General features: G+C 54.2%; 16 protein-coding genes and 2 pseudogenes. 8 read left to right on the forward strand and 10 right to left on the reverse strand.

Annotated features, from left to right (window positions below; translation table 11 throughout):
- Window positions 1–29: 29 nt before the first annotated feature.
- Window positions 30–2065 (reverse strand): annotated as a pseudogene (locus Q0835_RS00190) (NADH:flavin oxidoreductase).
- A 174-nt stretch (window positions 2066–2239) separates the two neighbouring features.
- Between Q0835_RS00190 and Q0835_RS00195 the strand changes: the two are divergent.
- Window positions 2240–2890: a TetR/AcrR family transcriptional regulator gene (locus tag Q0835_RS00195; protein ID WP_298958576.1), complete on the forward strand. Its 651-nt coding sequence runs from the start codon at window positions 2240–2242 to the stop codon at window positions 2888–2890.
- Here the strand turns inward: Q0835_RS00195 and Q0835_RS00200 are convergent.
- Window positions 2887–3372 carry an Lrp/AsnC family transcriptional regulator gene (locus Q0835_RS00200; protein WP_173006250.1) on the reverse strand — a complete coding sequence of 162 codons (486 nt, stop codon included), beginning with the start codon at window positions 3370–3372 and terminating at the stop codon, window positions 2887–2889. The two genes, Q0835_RS00195 and Q0835_RS00200, sit on opposite strands and share 4 nt — an antisense overlap.
- 148 nt (window positions 3373–3520) lie before the next feature.
- The gene (locus Q0835_RS00205) at window positions 3521–4165 is read right to left on the reverse strand and encodes a uracil-DNA glycosylase family protein (protein ID WP_298814142.1); all 645 of its coding nucleotides are present in this window, start codon (window positions 4163–4165) and stop codon (window positions 3521–3523) included.
- A 132-nt stretch (window positions 4166–4297) separates the two neighbouring features.
- Between Q0835_RS00205 and Q0835_RS00210 the strand changes: the two genes are divergently transcribed.
- Window positions 4298–5839 (forward strand): HAMP domain-containing sensor histidine kinase, encoded by a 1542-nt coding sequence (locus Q0835_RS00210; RefSeq protein ID WP_298957695.1) that lies wholly within the window; start codon window positions 4298–4300, stop codon window positions 5837–5839.
- A gap of 21 nt (window positions 5840–5860) precedes the next feature.
- Here Q0835_RS00210 and cobT read toward each other — a convergent pair whose 3' ends face one another.
- Window positions 5861–6898 carry a nicotinate-nucleotide--dimethylbenzimidazole phosphoribosyltransferase gene (cobT, locus tag Q0835_RS00215; RefSeq protein WP_298958577.1) on the reverse strand — a complete coding sequence of 346 codons (1038 nt, stop codon included), beginning with the start codon at window positions 6896–6898 and terminating at the stop codon, window positions 5861–5863.
- A gap of 107 nt (window positions 6899–7005) precedes the next feature.
- On the opposite strand from cobT, the gene Q0835_RS00220 reads away from it, so the two are divergent.
- The 4 genes from Q0835_RS00220 to Q0835_RS00235 all read left to right on the forward strand — a co-directional run bounded on the left by Q0835_RS00220 (window position 7006) and on the right by Q0835_RS00235 (window position 10073).
- A complete protein-coding gene (locus tag Q0835_RS00220) occupies window positions 7006–7878 on the forward strand; it encodes an adenosylcobinamide-GDP ribazoletransferase (protein WP_298957697.1) in 873 nt (290 codons plus the stop codon).
- Window positions 7879–7904: 26 nt separating this feature from the next.
- Window positions 7905–9098: an alpha/beta hydrolase gene (locus Q0835_RS00225; protein ID WP_298814148.1), complete on the forward strand. Its 1194-nt coding sequence runs from the start codon at window positions 7905–7907 to the stop codon at window positions 9096–9098.
- Window positions 9099–9165: 67 nt separating this feature from the next.
- Entirely contained in the window at window positions 9166–9360 is a 195-nt protein-coding gene (locus Q0835_RS00230; RefSeq protein ID WP_298814150.1) for a DUF1289 domain-containing protein, read from the forward strand.
- Window positions 9360–10073, forward strand: coding sequence for a TIGR02281 family clan AA aspartic protease (locus Q0835_RS00235; RefSeq protein WP_298814151.1), 714 nt, complete (start codon window positions 9360–9362; stop codon window positions 10071–10073). The genes Q0835_RS00230 and Q0835_RS00235 overlap by 1 nt, the downstream gene beginning before the upstream one ends.
- A gap of 13 nt (window positions 10074–10086) precedes the next feature.
- Here Q0835_RS00235 and dusA read toward each other — a convergent pair whose 3' ends face one another.
- Complete coding sequence (gene dusA, locus Q0835_RS00240; RefSeq protein WP_298957699.1) at window positions 10087–11088, reverse strand: tRNA dihydrouridine(20/20a) synthase DusA; 1002 nt, start codon at window positions 11086–11088, stop codon at window positions 10087–10089.
- A gap of 529 nt (window positions 11089–11617) precedes the next feature.
- Between dusA and Q0835_RS00245 the strand changes: the two genes are divergently transcribed.
- The gene (locus Q0835_RS00245) at window positions 11618–12439 is read left to right on the forward strand and encodes an FkbM family methyltransferase (protein ID WP_298957702.1); all 822 of its coding nucleotides are present in this window, start codon (window positions 11618–11620) and stop codon (window positions 12437–12439) included.
- Window positions 12440–12534: 95 nt separating this feature from the next.
- Here Q0835_RS00245 and Q0835_RS00250 read toward each other — a convergent pair.
- A pseudogene (locus Q0835_RS00250) lies at window positions 12535–12762 on the reverse strand (transposase); the annotation flags it as partial.
- 374 nt (window positions 12763–13136) lie between these two features.
- On the reverse strand, window positions 13137–14525 hold the full coding sequence (locus tag Q0835_RS00255) for a DUF3179 domain-containing (seleno)protein (protein WP_298957704.1): 1389 nt from the start codon (window positions 14523–14525) through the stop codon (window positions 13137–13139).
- A 200-nt stretch (window positions 14526–14725) separates the two neighbouring features.
- Here Q0835_RS00255 and Q0835_RS00260 point away from each other — a divergent pair, with 200 nt between their 5' ends.
- On the forward strand, window positions 14726–15139 hold the full coding sequence (locus Q0835_RS00260) for a hypothetical protein (protein ID WP_298957705.1): 414 nt from the start codon (window positions 14726–14728) through the stop codon (window positions 15137–15139).
- A gap of 137 nt (window positions 15140–15276) precedes the next feature.
- On the opposite strand, the gene Q0835_RS00265 is transcribed toward Q0835_RS00260, so the two are convergent.
- The 3 genes from Q0835_RS00265 to Q0835_RS00275 form a co-directional block, all read right to left on the reverse strand.
- On the reverse strand, window positions 15277–15870 hold the full coding sequence (locus Q0835_RS00265) for a hypothetical protein (RefSeq protein ID WP_298814191.1): 594 nt from the start codon (window positions 15868–15870) through the stop codon (window positions 15277–15279).
- A 114-nt stretch (window positions 15871–15984) separates the two neighbouring features.
- A complete protein-coding gene (locus Q0835_RS00270) occupies window positions 15985–17154 on the reverse strand; it encodes a hypothetical protein (RefSeq protein WP_298957708.1) in 1170 nt (389 codons plus the stop codon).
- A 302-nt stretch (window positions 17155–17456) separates the two neighbouring features.
- The gene (locus Q0835_RS00275) at window positions 17457–17729 is read right to left on the reverse strand and encodes a calcium-binding protein (RefSeq protein ID WP_298957710.1); all 273 of its coding nucleotides are present in this window, start codon (window positions 17727–17729) and stop codon (window positions 17457–17459) included.
- Window positions 17730–17756: the final 27 nt, after the last annotated feature.

Genomic DNA, 17756 nt, shown 5'->3' on the forward strand with positions numbered 1-17756 from the left:
CGGCAAAAACTTCACAGTCTGCGTGACCGTCATATGTCTTTCAGCAACCGCAACGCGTCGTAGATCGCCGCATGAGTATTTCGTGCCGACACAGCATCGCCGATCCTGAAAAGTGCAAACTGCCCATCCGGATTGGCTCCGAGCGGCTGCGGACGACCAAAGATCAACGCTTCCTGATTGATGGCACCAAGGTTCTTTGATTTGGGCTTGAGTTCAAAATAGAGCTCATCCATGGGAATTGTTCCATGGTTGACGACTATCTGATCAAACTCACGCGTTTCCGTGTGGTTTGAATAATCAGTGCCGATTACTGCGGTTATCATGTTGCCCGACCGCTTCGCGGCTTTCAGACGGTATGTCACGGTGAAACGAACGTCCCTGTCCTGTAGTGCCCTCAAATAAGGCACGAGGTTCATTGCCATGACATCCGGCGCAAACGATCTGTCAGGGGTCATGATTTCCACATGAGCACCGGTTTTTGCTGCAATTTCAGCAGCCTGCAACGCAGCGTGATCACCTGCATCATCATAGACAAGAACGCGCCGTCCCGGCTTCACGTCACCTGCGATGATGTCCCAGGAAGAAACGGCAAGGTCGTTGCCTTCGTGCAAAACGTCGGTATGTGGCAGCCCGCCAGTTGCGACAACAACGACGTCGGGGTTTTCAACGCAGATATCGTCTGCCGCTGCAAAGGAATTGAAACGGAAGACGACATTCCGCTTCAGGCACTGCTCCATGCGCCAGTCGATGATCGACATCATCTCTCGCCGCCGTTCTGATCGTGCGGTGAGCCGAACCTGACCGCCTGCATCCGGAGCTGCTTCGAAGACAATCACATCGTGCCCGCGTTCAGCAGCTACCCGGGCGGCTTCCATTCCCGCAGGCCCGGCTCCAATGACGGCGACCTTCTTTTTGTTTGTTGCAGCATCGATTTCATGCGGCATGGTCAGTTCTCGGCCTGTCGCCGCATTGTGAATGCAAAGGGCATCGCCTGCCTGGTAGATCCGGTCGAGACAATAGGTTGCACCGACGCAGGGCCGGATGTCTTCTTCCCGCCTTTCGGCAATTTTCTTCACAAGCAGTGGATCGGCCATATGCGCGCGGGTCATCCCGACCATGTCCAGCAAACCTTCCGCGATGGCATGGCGGGCAGTAGCAACGTCCGGGATCTTGGCCGCATGAAACGTCGGCAAGCCAACCTCCTTGCGGATCATTCCCGCAAAGTCGAGATGGGGTGCATTCGGCATGCCCTGAACAGGAATGACGTCCGTCAGGCCAGGATCGGTGTCAATATGCCCGCGGATGACATTGAGAAAATCGATCTGACCCGTTTCCTTCAGGCGTTTGGCTATTTTCAGCCCCTCTTCTGCCGACAGTCCGCCTTCCAGATCTTCGTCCGCGGTGAAGCGGATCCCGACAATGAAGTCCGTTCCAACGCGTTCACGGACTGCGCTTACACTTCCAGCGAGAAACGCATCCTGTTGTCCAGGGAGCCGCCATATGGACCGTCGAGCGTGTTGGTGGCAGGAGACCAGAACTGGTCCATAAGATGGCCATAGGCCTGCAATTCGATCCCGTCCATTCCACCTGCCTGCATGCGCTCGGCAGCATCGGCATAGTCCTGGACGATCCTCTGAATGTCCCAGTCTTCCACCTGTTTGGGAAATGCACGGTGAGCTGCTTCCCGTTCATGCCCGGCGGAAACGGCAGGCAACCAGTCCCCTTTGTTCCAGTGGGTACGACGTCCAAGATGCGTCAACTGGATCATCACCGCGCAACCATGATCATGACACGCGTCGGTCAACCGCTTCACCCAGGGAACGACTTCATCCTTATAAGCCAGGATATTGTTGAAGACCGGGGGAGAATTGCGCGACACAGCCGCTGAACCTGCTGTCATGGTCATCGCGACACCGGCTTTTGCGCGCACTTCGTGGTAAGCGCGGTACCGATCCTTCGGCATCCCATCTTCAGGGTAAGCCGGCTCGTGCGAGGTTATCATGATCCGATTTTTCAGCGTCAGGTGTTTGAGCCGATAGGGCTGTAACAGCGGATCTTTGGACATCAGCCTTCCTCTCAAGCGCACTATTCAGTGTCGGCATCAGCGAGACTAATTGCGGGTGACTACATGTGAAAAGACGTAAAAACGACATCTATGTCGTTTTTGAAAACATAGGTGTCAATTTTGTTTGGCAGCGCGATCTATCGCTGCTATCGAGAATGAACGATGGAACATCTGATTGAAAAAACATCCGGCTGGCGCGGCAGCCGGGCGATCTGGATCGACGCTGCCTATCATGCCTTGCTTGAACAGGGGATCGATGGCGTAAAGGTCATGCCTCTTGCTGACCGTTTGAAGCTGTCTCGCACCAGTTTTTACGGTCACTTCTCGGATCGAAATGAATTGCTGGGCGCTTTGATCACGCTTTGGCAATCAAAAAATACCGGCAACTTGATCGAGCGGTCAGAAGCTTATGCCGAAACAATCAACGAAGCCGTTTTCAACGTTTTCGACCTCTGGCTGATGCCGGACCTATTCGATTCACGACTTGAGTTTGCAGTCCGAAATTGGGCTCATGTTGACACAGTCCTGGCCAGGCAGCTTGAAGAGGCCGACAAGATCCGGGTGGATGCCCTCCAAGTCATGTTTGAGCGGTACGGCTTTGACACTCTTTATGCAAACATTCGGGCCAATACTGTTTATCAGACCCAGATCGGCTACATCTCCATGATGAAGGACAGGCCGTCCGAGCCGTTTCTACCGCGACTTGAACGCATGCCCAATTACGCCGAGATTTTCAGCGGGCAGCACGTAACTGAAGCTGAGTGTTCACGTTTTCTCGCCAGGCACTCAGCCGGGCACCAATCGGTAAGCGCAAATCCGGTCTAGTTGTCCGCGCGGGGCTTTTCAGCAGCAACATATGCCAACGGCAATGCCGTCGTATTCTTGATCTGTTCCATAGCGAATGTCGTCGACACATCCGATATCTCGATTTTGGCAATCAGCTTTTTATAAAAAGCATCATAGGCTTCAATGTCCGGAACGGCCACACGCAAAAGGTAGTCAACCTGCCCGGCCATCCGGTAGAATTCCACCACCTCCGGAAATTCCTGGATTACATCGGCAAACTTCTTCAGCCAGTCCTCAGAATGCTGGCTCGTCGTTATGGCGACAAACGCAGTTACCTTTGCATTGACCTTCGTCGGATCAAGCAAGGCGACACGGCCTGTGATGACGCCGTCTTCTTCCATCTTCTGAATGCGCCGCCAGCAAGGTGTGGTCGACAATCCGACACGGCGACCGATTTCAGCAACCGGCACAGTGCAGTCCTCCTGCAGGATTGAAAGAATTCGGCGGTCGATACGGTCAATCATTGTTTTTCGTTTCGTCTAACTGTGGCAGGTCGCTCAGATCTTGGTAAATGATTTCAATTCCAAGCCAATCCTCGTAACGGAATTTCAACATGAATGTCAAATGCGCCCCAATTGAGAAAAAAATTCGAAAACGCTGTTCAGCCTTCTAGCGGGAAGTCAGGCGTGCGACTTCGCTTCGCAGAACAGGCACCAGATCTTTGTCGAACCATGGGTTTTTCTTGAGCCACGTATTGTTTCGCCAGGACGGATGGGGCAAAGGCAACACTTTGGGCTGATCCTTCCCCGGCATTTCCTCAAGATAGCTGTTCCACCTGGATACGGTTTCGGTAAGCGTTTTTCCACGGCGGCTGCCTAGATGATAGGCCTGTGCGTATTGTCCAATTACCAGAACAAGTTCCAACTGAGGCATCGCCGCAAAAAGCTTATCATGCCAGGTTTTCCGGCACTCGCTGCGCGGCGGTAAATCGCCTCCCTTTGCGTCCAATCCTGGAAAACAGAACCCCATAGGAATAATGGCAAGTCGGTCCGCGTCATAAAACACATCTTCCCCGATCCCCATCCAGTTTCTGAGACGGTCTCCGGAGGGATCCGTGAATGGTCTGCCGCTTTTGTGAACCCTGGTTCCAGGTGCTTGACCACAAATACACAGCCTTGCAGAGGACGACACTTGAAGGACCGGACGCGGCGCGTGTGGCAGCGCAGATTTCTCTGGATTTTCAATGCATATACGGCATGCACGAATGTCAGCTGCAATGGACTTCAAGCTTTCAGAAATCTTCTTTTCAGACAATGAGTTGCACCTTGGCACAGCCGGTTAACACTTCTCTTACCACGCTCCTGAGGACGATCTTAAGGAATGGTGAGTCACTTTCAATAAACACGCAGTATCCAAATAACCAAATCAAAACCGTGCGGGCGGCAAATGGGCATCCTTGCGCCAGAAACAGGCGACGAAAAAGTCGCCATCAACCAGCAGCGGGCAAAACGCCGCCGCGAGCTGGCACGCACGATGAACAATGTGCGCAGCAAACTGGGCACACCAACCGGTCTGCACACAACTTTCGATCTTGAGCGGCAGCATCTTTTTGCCGATACCCGTATCAATGCCGCTTATGCGGTTCCGCTACTGGCACTCATTGTTGCCGCCATATCGGTTCTTTGGGTCGAACCTGTTTCGATTGGCGCATGGTTCGCAGTTGTCCTGTGCACCCATCTTTTGATGGTCGTAACCAGCCATTCATATGAAAGAGCACCGTCGGACCAGAAAGTACGGTCCATCTGGCGTCTCCGTTTCACCATCGGTGAACTCATTTATGGCTGCAGCTGGGCCCTGTTTTTCATATTGCCGCTGAAGAACGGTGCCGGCGAAGGTTTTGTCATTTTTCAGTTTGCGGCCCTTTTGATCGTTGTGGCCATGAACACGATGCAGGCCGCTACGCTGCCCAAGTGTCTGTTGGTCAGCACCATGCCAATCACGCTGGTGGTCACGATCAGCTTTCTGCAAAAAGTCGATCCGATCCACTATACGCTGGCTGCGATGGCGATCGGCGCTCAAGGGTTCTTTCTGATCCTCGGCAACCAGCTCCTGAAGAACGCCAATACAATGCTGGAATACCGCGCTGACAAGGATCATCTGATTGCGGAACTTGAAACAGCAAACGCAATGTCGGACGAAGCGCGGCGCCGAGCCGAGGCGGCCAACATGGCCAAGTCACGTTTCCTGGCAACGATGAGCCATGAGCTGCGCACACCGCTCAATGCGATCCTCGGATTTTCTGAAATCATGAAGGATGAAGTTCTCGGTGAGATGCACAACAAGACTTACAGGTCCTATTCAGAGGACATTCACGGTTCCGGCCAGCATCTGCTTAATCTGATCAATGAAATTCTGGATCTGTCACGCATCGAGGCTGGACGTCACGAATTGCACGAGGCTCCTTTGTTGCTCGATGATGTCGTTGAAGAATGCGGCGCCATGATGAAGGTGCGGGCCAAAGCGAAATCGATCTCGATTTACCATGCACACGAACCAAACCTGCCAACTGTGTGGGCGGACGAACGTGCCTTGCGCCAGGTGGTTCTGAATCTACTGTCCAACGCCTTGAAGTTTACGCCGGTTGGCGGCGAGGTCAGGATTGTGGTCGGACCGACTGCAGAAGGCGGCCAGTACGTTTCCATCAAGGACAGCGGCCCCGGTATTCCCGAAGATGAAATCCCCACTGTTCTGGAAGCATTCGGCCAAGGGTCTCATGCAATCAAGAGCGCGGAACCCGGTACAGGCCTGGGACTGTCGATCGTACAAGCTCTTATCGGCATGCATGACGGCAATTTTTCACTGAAATCGAGCCCTGGCAATGGCACCGAGGTGACAGTTACGCTGCCCCGCACACGTATCATGAACTATTCGCCGGAAGTGCAGTGGGGCCCTGGGAACAACAAGGACATTGGCGCCAAATCGGCCTGATCGATGCCGCACTCAAGCGTTTCAGATTTCCTCGTCGTCTGATTTTTCCGAAACGCCTGCATCCGCGAAAGTCGCCATGCCGGAATGCATTTCAGCAGCTGCCTTTGCAATACCTGCAGCCAGCGCTGCACCCGATCCTTCACCAAGCCGCATTCCAAAATCGAACAAGGCTTCCTTGCCCATATGCTCAAGGGTTTTGGCATGTGCCTGTTCTGCGGAAAGATGGGCGAACAGGCAATGGTCAAGCCCATCCGGGTCCATTGCATAAACAACGGCTGCTGCGGCAGTCGTGACAAATCCATCGACAATGACGGGTACTCTTTGCAATCGCGCAGCAATGATCAGCCCGGCCATCGCCGCGATCTCACGCCCACCAACCTTGCGCAGGACCTCCAACGGATCCCTTTCACCACCAAGGCGGGCAACGGCTTTCTCAACTGCGTCACGCTTGCGTTTCAGACCTTCGTCATCGACACCAGTGCCACGTCCGATCCAATCCTCTGCCTTGCCGCCAAAAAGACCATTGATGACCGCGGCAGCAACCGTCGTGTTGCCGATCCCCATTTCGCCAAGACAAATCAGGTCGATACCACCGGCCAGCGCTTCCATGCCGTAGGCCATAGTGGCTGCGCAATTGGCTTCATCGAGGGCATCTTCCTTCGTGATGCTGGGTGTTGGCATGTCGACAGCAAGGTCAAATACCTTCAATCCGACATCATACGCACGGCAGATCTGATTGATCGCGGCACCACCTGCTGCGAAATTTTCGACCATTTGCCGGTTGACCGCGCTTGGAAACGCAGAAACGCCTTCATCTGCTACGCCATGCGCTGTTGCAAAGATCGCAACAAGTGGCCGCGTGACCTTGGGCGGCGCATTGCCGGACCACGCTGCCAGCCACTCTGCAATCTCTTCCAGCTGACCGAGCGAACCGGCGGGTTTAGTCAATTGCGCGTCCCGCTCCTTCACCTTGCGAACCGCTTCATCATCCGGCCCGGGCATGGATTTTACCAAGTTGCGGATGTCGTCAAAAGGAAGCGCGGTCTCGGAAAGGGACATGGATTTCAGGTTCCGGTTCTTCGGCCGGTACATGCCAGCCACTTGGTCTCGCTAAGGCGCTGATCTATAACGGCGCACACGCAAAACTCAAGCACAGGACCGGCCTGATGAGCCCTGAAACCGACCAACCTGCTGATTCAGGTGCAAAAACCGGAACCGACAAAACCTGGGATCAATTCAATCGGCTCAGAAGAAGTTTCCCGGCACTGATAGCCGACACTGCAGCCTGTGTTCGATTCTTCTCTCGTCTGCCCCTGGAAAAAGTCAACGTTCAAGACGATCCGGCTGCCGTACCGGACTTTGAAAAGATCAGCCGGGCCGCCCCCATAGCCGGTGTGACCGTTGCCTTGCCGGCCGCCGGTCTTGGCATGCTTCTGGGCTATACAGCTCTTCCGGTTCTTGCCATTGCGGCGCTGATTGCCGCCATGCTGGCTGTCACAACAGGTGCCCTTCATGAAGACGGTCTCAGCGATGTTGCAGACGGTTTCTTTGGCGGCTCAACCCGGCAAAAACGGCTGGATATCATGAAGGACAGCCGCATCGGGGCCTTCGGGGCTTTGGCACTGGTACTATCAGTGATCTTGAGGATTGCGCTCCTTGCCGCTCTTTGGCAGCGTTTCGATCCGGCCGATGCTGCCCTGCTTTTCCTTGGTGGAGAAGCGGCCAGTCGCGCCTTTATTGTCTGGCAGTGGCAGCAACGCCCCCTCGCCCGCCCAGACGGCCTGGCGGCCCGGTTCGGAAAACCTGACAAAAACTGCGTCCGACAGGCGTTTTTGTTCACGGCTCCGTTCCTCCTGCCTGCAGTCTTCCTGCTCACGTTGCCGGGATTACTGCTTGCCTGCCTGATACCGGCAGCCCTGGCATTTGGCATCGGACACCTCGCCAACCAAAAGATTGGTGGTGTTTCAGGCGATGTTCTGGGCGCAATTCAGCAAATTTGCGCACTTGGTTTTTTGCTTGGGATGCTTATGGTGCCCTGAGTTACCGAGTAAAGGCTGCCAAACAGATGACCGCCACTTTCCCGCGCGATCCGTTCTTCAAGCACCAGGCAGCATGCCTCAGGGCTTTCACGATTGTTTTTTTGTGTCTCGGTCTTGCTGCCTGCGGCGAGCGACCTGACCTTGGCGCCCTGGCGTTGAACGACGCACCGGCCCCGGGAGCGCGGGTCACCGACATCATGATTGTCACGACACGTGACAAGGATGCGACCCCCGACACCTATTTCGGCGGTGAACGCGGACAGGCCATCGGCTATGCGGAAGCGTCCATCTCCGTTCCTCCGGACCATGAACCGGGACAAATTGAATGGCCAAACAGTTTCCCGGGGGACCCTGAAAAGAACTTTGTGACACGAAAGGCCGGTTATATCGCCGACAAGGCTTCCTTCACGAACGAGATAAATCGTCGGCTGGCTGCCAAACCGCGCGACGAACGTGAAATATTTGTCTTCATTCACGGCTACAATACCCGCTTTCCCGAAGCCCTTTACCGGTTCACGCAGATCATTCACGATTCAGAGTTTTCAGGCGTTCCGGTTCTCTTCACATGGGCTTCAAGAGGTAAGGTTCAGGACTATGTCTATGACCTGAACAGCGCTGCGATTGCGCGGCAGGCCCTGGAGCAGACGCTTATCCAGCTGTCAAACACACGCGCAGAGAAGATCACAATTCTTGCGCATTCCATGGGCAATTGGCTGTTGATGGAAACGGCGGTGCAGGCATCTCCGAATGACAGGCGCAAAATGACACGCAAGATTGACGAGGTCATACTTGCAGCACCCGATATCGACATCGACCTCTTCAAGGCACAGCTGAAAAAACTCGGCCGCCCACCCAAACCATATATCGTCATTGTTTCTCGTGACGACCGGGCATTGCGCCTGTCACGGGCCATAGCCGGTGGCAAGGAACGTGTTGGTGCTTTTTCCGATGACAAGGAGCTGACCGAGCTTGGTGCCGTCGTCGTGGATCTAACGGAATTGGATGCCCAGGACGGGTCTCATCACTCGAAATTCGCTCAATTGGCTCAGTTTCAACCGCAATTGCGCAAAACTCTCGGGCAATCGAGCTTGACCAGGTCGGTAAACCGGGGAAACGCCGGGACAGTTGGCGATGATCTGGGCAATTTGGTCGGCAACACAATTGCGCTGCCCGTTCGCATCATTGCAGCCCCGTTCAACTATGCAGGCGGTGGAACTTGATGGATCACCGCAATTGAATGAGGCATGACGTCTTGGCAAAGCCATATTCCAGCGCCATATGCGCCACATGAATTCGCCATGTATAAAAATCTGCCAGATCGACCGAAACAGTGGCCTTTGTACGGGATGCTGGCGCTCACTCGACGAAATTGCCGGCTGGTCGAGCTATAGCGCAGAAATCCGATCCCAGATCATGTCCGGGCTGGATAGCCGCAAGGCCGCACACGAAACGCGTGGTGGCGGCATTTCCGGAGCGCGCTGATGGGTGGCCCGAAGCAACTGCGCGGCCTCATCGTCGCCGTCCTGATCGTGGTCGCTGGCATCGCCGTTTTCTACGCCGTATTCGGTGATCCGACGGACCCGGCCAACGCCAACTTCGATGACAGGGGCCCGCGTGTCGTGGCCTTGTCGGCACTGGCGTTTGTTTTCATCGCCAGCTTCATTTTCGGCCAACCGAAGGTGCGGGAAATCATCCAAGGAACACTGTTCTGGGGCGGTCTTTGCGCTCTTCTTGTGATCGGCTACACCTTTCGTACAGATCTTGTGCAGGCAGGCTACCGGGTGCTGGGGGCATTGTCGCCGGGTCTTGCCGTCAGCCAACCTGATGGATCTCTCTTGATTGTGCGTGATGCCGGGGGCCATTTTGTCCTTGATGGCCGTGTCAACGGTACACGGACCAGTTTCCTGCTGGATACTGGCGCCAGCGCAGTTGTTCTGAGCTATCAGGACGCCCTCCGCGCAGGCTTTGAGGATCGGGATCTTTCATTCACAGTCCCGGTTTCAACAGCCAATGGAAGAACTCTGGTCGCGCCCGTGCGGATAGAAAGCCTGACTATCGGCGATCATACCTTGCGCAATGTTCGTGCGTTCGTAGGAAGACAAGGCAATCTTGAAGCAAGCCTTTTTGGAATGACGGCACTGGACCGATTGAGAAGCTGGCGGATCGAAGGCGACCGTCTGATCATGACCCCTTGAACTTGCAGCAACGCTATTCGGCAGCCTCAACGTCATAGTCCGTCGGGCTGACGGCAGCGAGTGCCTTCTCGACAACGTCGAGCCCTGCCCCCGGCTTGATCGCCTCGACCGTCAGAATGCGCCGCCAGGACCGCGCGCCAGGCCGTCCGTGAAAGAGCCCCAACATGTGGCGGGTCATGCGCGCGAGTTTGACGCCCTTGCCGAGCTGGTCTTCAAGATAGGTCATATGCGCCCGCACAGCATCCCAGGGTGAGACATCACCCTCCCGGCTGCCATAGAGCCTGCGGTCGACTTCGCCGAGGAGCTGAGGCGTATGATAGGCAGCGCGCCCGAACATCACGCCATCAAGATCTTCCAGAAAGGGCTCTGCCTGATCGAGCGATTGCAATCCGCCGTTCAAGCCGATGAACCTGTCCGGCATGCGCTCTTTCAATCGGATAACGCGGTCATAGTCGAGCGGCGGAATGTCCCGGTTTTCCTTGGGACTGAGGCCTTGAAGCCATGCCTTTCGGGCGTGCACCCAGAGTGCATCCGCACCGGCCGCAAAGACTTTGTCGGCCATGTCATCAAGCGCGCTCTCAGTGTCCTGTTCATCAACACCCAGCCGGCACTTGACGGTCACCGGAATATCGACCGCATCTTTCATCGCCGACACGCAACTGGCGACAAGATCCGGCTCCTGCATCAAGCAGGCGCCGAAGCGGCCGGACTGTACCCGGTCGGATGGACAACCGACATTGATATTGACTTCGTCATACCCGAAGTCGGCAACAATTTTCGACGCCTTTGCCATTTCATCCGGATCGGATCCGCCCAGTTGGCAGGCAATTGGGTGTTCAATCTCGGTGAACCCAATCAGGTGTTCCCGATCCCCGTGGATCACCGCACCCGTCGTCACCATTTCGGTATAGAGCAAGCCACGCGCCGTCAGCTGCCGGTGAAACGCACGGCAGTGCCGGTCCGTCCATTCCATCATCGGCGCAACAGCAAACTTATGCTCTTGATATTTCGTCATTTGTTCATTTTCTTAAAGCGAATATGTACACCTAAAGTTGGACAAAACTGCGCACGTTTACCCCTCTTTGGATCTCTCTGTCCGTACAAAGTGTAAACGCTGGATAGCAAACTTGGCCAACTTTCAAAAGCTTTCATCTGGCAATTGGCAGGCCATAGTTCGTCGCAATGGTGTCTATAATTCAGATGCATATCGACGACGCAAATATGCCGAACGGTGAGCCTTAGACACTAAGTGTCGCATCGACCGCGGCGAAAGCGTTCTTAGAAAGCATGTCCGCAATGCATCAACCTTCTCAGAACTTACACCTAGTCGTCCCAAGTATCCAAATATGGAGCATGCAATTTGGGTAATGACGAGTATGATTACCACGGCATCTCATTGAAGTTAAAGACATCCTTGGAAACAAATCCTTGCCTAAACGCAAGCCCCAAAACAAAAGAAACAATTCAACCTTTAATTACGTGTAAATCCTTTCTGCATAGTTTGAAGATAGCGATTTAAACGACGTATTTTCAGGTCTTCCCATATGTTGCGTAAAACAAGCTTACCGAGCCTTCTGTTTGATCGTGGGCTGAATAGTCTTGCCGAATTTATGCGCAAACGCGCAGTCCAAAAGCACCGCTTCACTCACATCTGCGTTCCAATGGACGATGTGATCGGCATGCGTCTGTTTAGTACTGGCAGTTTTGAACAGACCCAACTCGACGGTGTTCTGGACTATCTCGATGAGAACTCACCGGAAAAGGATGCCATTTTCCTCGATGTGGGTGGAAATATCGGTGTTTATTCTATTTTGCTGCGCGACTACTTCTCGAAAATCTACACGTTCGAACCCAATCCGATTACGTATGATATTCTCAAGGCCAATATTGTGTTGGCCAATGTTGCCAATGCCAAACCAGTCAACCTCGCCCTTTCCAACCAAAGTGGTGAAGTGCCATTCTATGTTCCTCAAAATGGCAATCTCGGCTGGGCCACCCTCAATGGTGATCACCATACGGTTCCCGTTGATCGAACAACGATCACTTGCATGCAGTTGGATGCATTTGTCGCAGACGAGGGCATCGACCCGCGTCGAATTGGTTTGATCAAGATCGATGTGGAAGGCCACGAGAAAAACGTCATTGATGGAGCAGAAAAAACTCTTGTCAATTCAGGTATTCCGTTGCTGTTTGAGGTATTGAACGATGTCAGCGGAATGCAACTGATCGCAGTTTTGGAAAAGCTGGGTTACCGGCAATTCAACGTGTTCCGGCGCAGTATAAAGTTGCCATTTACTGCAACGGTCGAACGGAAGAAACTGGACCTTTCCCAAACAGCCAAATCAGCTCTCGTCCTGGCGCTCTAGGTGCTTGATCCCCCCCTTGTGCCCGAACAGCGGTGCTGTGCGTTGGCTGGCAGGTGATGCGAGCATCACCGAGAGGCGATCATCTAATCAAGGACAGGACCGGCAGCGTGCAACAGCGTATCGAAGACCTGTGTCCAGACTCCTTTCCCGAACCAATGAACAAAGCGATTGTACAAGGATTTCTTTGGTTCAAAGACAACCGGCGCATCGATCCAGCGACCGCTCGACTTCAGGACACGAATGATCCTGCTGATCACTCGCCGATCATCAATACGTGCCTTGCCCCGCGTATCAGTCGGCAAAAGCGGCTGCAACCGTGAAATCTGCTCATCGCTGCGCCAGAATAACCCATTGGACCTCTACAGACTCCTGTTCAGGAATTTGAATCAGATTTCAACTGATTGGCATACCCACTTTAAGGATCCGAAGCCTAGCCTGTCCCCTTAACAGCAGTCCATAATACTTAACTGACATATCAAGATAATTTATCTACCTAATAATACCATGACTGCCAATTCGATGAGTTGCAGGTACCAAGACTTACACAATGCGGAAAAATGCGATCTGAGGTCTATCAGCGATGCAATACTTGGCCACGCCGCCACAAGCATTCCGAAACAGATGGCTAAGTTGTTTGGAATTCAAGCCATGAACCGGACCCGAAGATATAAGCAACAGGTACCGTGTCCTTGATCCGTTACTCCGGCCAAAGCGCTGTACCAGGGTGGAACTGCGACCAGGCGAACCAGAAGGCCTGGTGACTGCCGAGATCGGAGCCATCGGCGTCTTGCGCACGGATACCCCCGGCATCCAGTTTGAGACGCACGTTTTCAAAGGCGATTTCTTCTCCATTCTGAAGGGCTGCCATTGCCTTGCTGCGTTGAAAAGCAACCGGTTTGCCCGAGGCAGTCAACGCGCCGATGATGTCCTCATGAACGGGCAAGCGCGGATCGATGTCGCCGATGGGGAAGATCGGGCCATTTGCGTCGCGGGTGTTGCGGAAATCCGGGTCACGGCCGAGGGCATAACGCTCTTTCAGCACTGTGGTCTCGGGATGCTCCTTTTTCCACCGGCCCCAGTCAGTCGTCACCACCGTTGCCTGGTCCAGTTGCAGGTTCTTTTCCGCAAGCGGGCCCGTCACCGCATGACCCAGAAATGTATCAAAGACTGAATAGGTGTTGAGGTCGTACATCACCTTGTTGGACCGGATCAGAAGACCTGAGGTGCGCAGGATCGGACGGTCAATGCCTTCCGGCATGCGGTCGGTGAAGTATGCCTGGGCCGCTCCGCACAAGGTGCAATAGGGAATGCCCAGATCACGGCCGCCGAGTGTATCGTTGACCATTTCGCGCACTTCCATGATGCGGCGAGGATAAGCGCGGGACTCGCCGTTTACCGTGACTCCGAAAACAATATCGTCGTCCTTGAGCCAGGTTGCCTCTTGAGCACTGATCACTTCCGGGTTGTCGGCCGCCGGTATGCAGTTGCACAGCTCATCGGTTTTGTCGTGTGGCCGATTGTCAATCAGAACACCGCCCCAGGACACCATTCGCCAATCGATATCGCCCTCGATAAAGATCTTGTCCCAGCCCGGGATGACGCTTGTAAAAATCTCGCGCTTGACCTCCAGATACCCGGGAGGTGCGGGAATGTGCCAGGCAATGAGATGATCCGTCAGGACACCCCAGGCGTTTTGTCGGCGCAGATCCTTGCCCAAAAGATCCGAGGCCGCCGTTGAGAGAGCCACATTCAGCTGAGGCGATGTTATGAAACGCATCAGATCGCCAATGATCCAGGCAATGCGCGGGTCCTTCGACGCTGCGATTTCCGACAAGGCAACCACCTGGTCCCTGCCCCAGGCTGATTGTGTGACACTGTCGACGAACGCCGATCGGATTGCTTTTTGAAGCTCTTCTGAAAGCGGGCCATCCGGCACCGCCGGGCGTTCGCCATAGGTCTCGATCACATAGTCCGGCAGCTTGCCGGCGTCTTGTGCCCGCAAGTCTTCCATACAAAAGAGACACACCAGCACCGCCATGAAGGCTGCGAGTTTCAAACGGGACCGAAAGCTGATCGCCACTGCCATTCTGTCGCCTTTCCCAAGTTACCCACGCCTACAGCGCAACCGCATGCGATGGGTCGTTCAACTCTTGAAGCACGGTAGAGCTCTGTTGCAGTGACCTGCCAATCACAAACACATTAGGGAGCTGTGAGCTTCAACCGTTCGTCAGGCCTTGTGCTTGACTTCGTTGGAGTTTCAGCGGCCTGATCAAACCGAAGTGATTGGTGGCTGAAGATTCTTGCGGCTATTCAGTTTCCATGCGCACGGCCCTTCTGATCGCTTTACTGACAGTGCTTGTGTTGCCCGCTGGTGCTGGGGAACACGGAAGCTTTTTCGGGACCTGGGGAACTGCAAAACAATGCGCGCGTGTGCCGCTAAAGCCTGGTGGAACCGTGCTCTCAGAGCCCTTTGAGATCGGACCTGAGTGGCTCAGGCAGGGCCAGTTGTGGTGCATGCTCAGCTGGGGGCCGGTTGAAAGGCGTGAAAATGGGCTCTTTTCAGCTGCCCATGCGCGTTGCGGAGAAGACAGCGTTCGACAATATTTTCTGGGCGTGAAACTGGATAAGGGCGAACTCACACTCCGGTGGGATTTTCCGGTCAAAAATGGTCCATTGAACCGCTGCCCGGCGCCAAATTAGACAGGGTCTTTTCGCTAAGAGAAACGATGACTTGGCGAGCTCACCGCAGGCAGGCTTTCGTTGCGGGACCGGAACTCATATCAATCAAAGACAGGAGGAACGTCATACGTTCCCCTGGCAACAATTCGAAACACCAACTAATCCGTTAAACGCTCCAATGTGATTGAGTTTTCTACACGCAACCTGATGTCTTTCCTGATACTTTCAGAAATCACATCGCAATCTTCGACGCCTCTGCCATATGAGATGACGACTTCTGCGTTTCCATCATCTGACGTTATCAAGTGTTGTGTCAGCAGGAACGGTAGCCGGAGGTCAAAGCCATTGTCTTTGACAAAATTCGCTTCCGGATTGTCAGCCAATGCCGCTTCCGCTTCTGCGGGAACGCACTGCTCCCTGATTGAAACTGCAACACCATCCATCTTCACCTGATCGAGATGCCCGTAGTCCAGGATGCCGGTTGGCTCCTCGAGCGTTTCAGCGTGGATCAGGACAATGTCCGAACCCTTTGAAAAGGCTGCAAAGGAAACCTTGAACATCCGTCCATTGCTCTCCTGGCGATGATGTAATTCCCCAAGCGGTTCAAAGCTTTCGATGATGCTGACCCGATAGGCTGCCTGATGTGTCGTCGTTACGGTATTGGAGTTGCGATCAATATAGTCGTGGAATGCAGCACTTGGCTGGGTTGAGAAGAAAAAGACGGCAAGGAGTGTCATCCCTCTTGGCAGCATGATTGTTCTCCGATTGCGACTGGGCTTATCATGACAGACAGATCTATTTCCTTGGCCTCACCTCTTGCAGCAACGATGTCCTCAAAGGCACCGAAGAATAGTCTACCAAGCGTCTCAGGCTGCGAGCGCTTCCAGAACTTTGACGTAGCTGTTAGCAAAGGCATGTGCAGTTTCACGCGTCTGCAAAGGTTCCGAGTAGCCGAAGGACAAACATACCCCGGCTGCCGTCGAGACAATGGCAACCAGCACTGGATGAATGCCATGGTTCTGCGATGGCATTAGAAGAAGCTCGGAATAGCCCACCGCACGACTGGAAAGCTGTTCAAGGTCGCCCACATCGGTGACGCAAATCCCGCCAACAAAGGCATTGTTTGCTGCCGACATCTGGTCGACCGTTGCCAGAGTGACGGCAAGAGGCACTTCTGCATCCATCAACAGGGACGGTAGACGATGCTCCTTGAACTGGGTCTGCAGTGCACGAGCAATCTCAAGTGTATCTGCTTCACGATATTCCGGTCCCAGGAGCAGATTGATACCGGCTACATATTCCCCGACTGCATCATGCGAAATGGCCGGGAGGCAATCGTCGCGAACGTCCGTTGGGGCAACGATGCCGGTCCAACCCGTCCCCCCTGGCAAAACCGACGCCGCCTTGACTGCAGCTGCGCCAAAAGCCGAAGCAAGATGCAACCCGTTTTGTTTCAAGCGGGCATGAAGTGCACCCAAGGTCCTAGGTTCCAGGACACGTAAAAAGCCATGCGGTATGCGTCGACTGCTGACGGCGGGCTGGTTGACGGGCCAATTGGTTTCTTTCGGCCAGGACGAGAGTATGGACCGATCCCCGGAAAAACCTCTCGCGGCCAGTCCTTTCTCCACGGGCGCAGTCATCGGCAACGTTGCCGATTGCCAGGTTTCCGGTTCGTTCAGCAAACGGTCAAGGTCATTGAGAATGACCAATGCCGAGCGTCCGTCGATCCCCCCGTGATTGGTCACCAGAGCAATCCAGGTAACCTCATCGCTTTGACCGGTCACCAGATAGGCACGCCAGGAAACGGTTGAAATGTCCAGGACCGGTTTGGCAATTTCGGAGTAGAACGCTTCGACGTCAAACGCTTCTCCTGCGGTGTGGCCCGCGATTTCAATTTGTTCAAATGGAACATCCACAACCCAGTCGCGGGAAACTTGCCCCTCTATTCGAGCACGCATCATGGGGTGACGGTTGTGGATCCGTTTCAGCGCCGATCGAAGCTCCGAAACTGTTGGAGAGACGTCAAACTTCGCCATCGTTACCAGCTGTATTCCGCCATTGCCTCGACGTATCAGTTCAGAAAATAGCGTTTCTTGAGGTCCGAGGGATCGTTTCAATGGATACACCTAGTGTTGCTGGTCTCCACTGAAAGTTAGGTTGTGCTGACCGTTTTCACAATATCACAGCCAGGTTCATTGCACGCATGCAGGCCTTCACCAAACGCTCAAGTGGATTTGGCAAGTGGCAGAATTAAAGTCTAGCCTGATGCGCGTTTTTTCAGTCCTGGAACATCTGATGTGACAGAACCCGCTCCCCTAGGAGCGAGTTCTGAAGAAGGTCAGACGATCGCAAAATCGTCAGGTTGCAGAACAGTGCCGTCGGCAAAGACGAACTGCTCGAGATCCGCGCCTGCGTCATTGATGGTGATTTCGCCGGGGCTGCTGTCCCATGACAGGACCATGTTGTTGTCGCTGTCACGCGAAGCTTCGATGTCGGAGCGGTTGAGATCTTTGAAGACCAGCTTGTCCGCGCCATTTCCCGCCATTTCGATGATCTCCATTTTTCCGCCCTTGGATGTGACGACATATGTGTCGTTTCCTGAACCACCCATAAGCTTTTGCAAGCCCCCTGAGGACGC

The organism is uncultured Roseibium sp., assembly GCF_947499295.1.
Taxonomy (GTDB): domain Bacteria; phylum Pseudomonadota; class Alphaproteobacteria; order Rhizobiales; family Stappiaceae; genus Roseibium.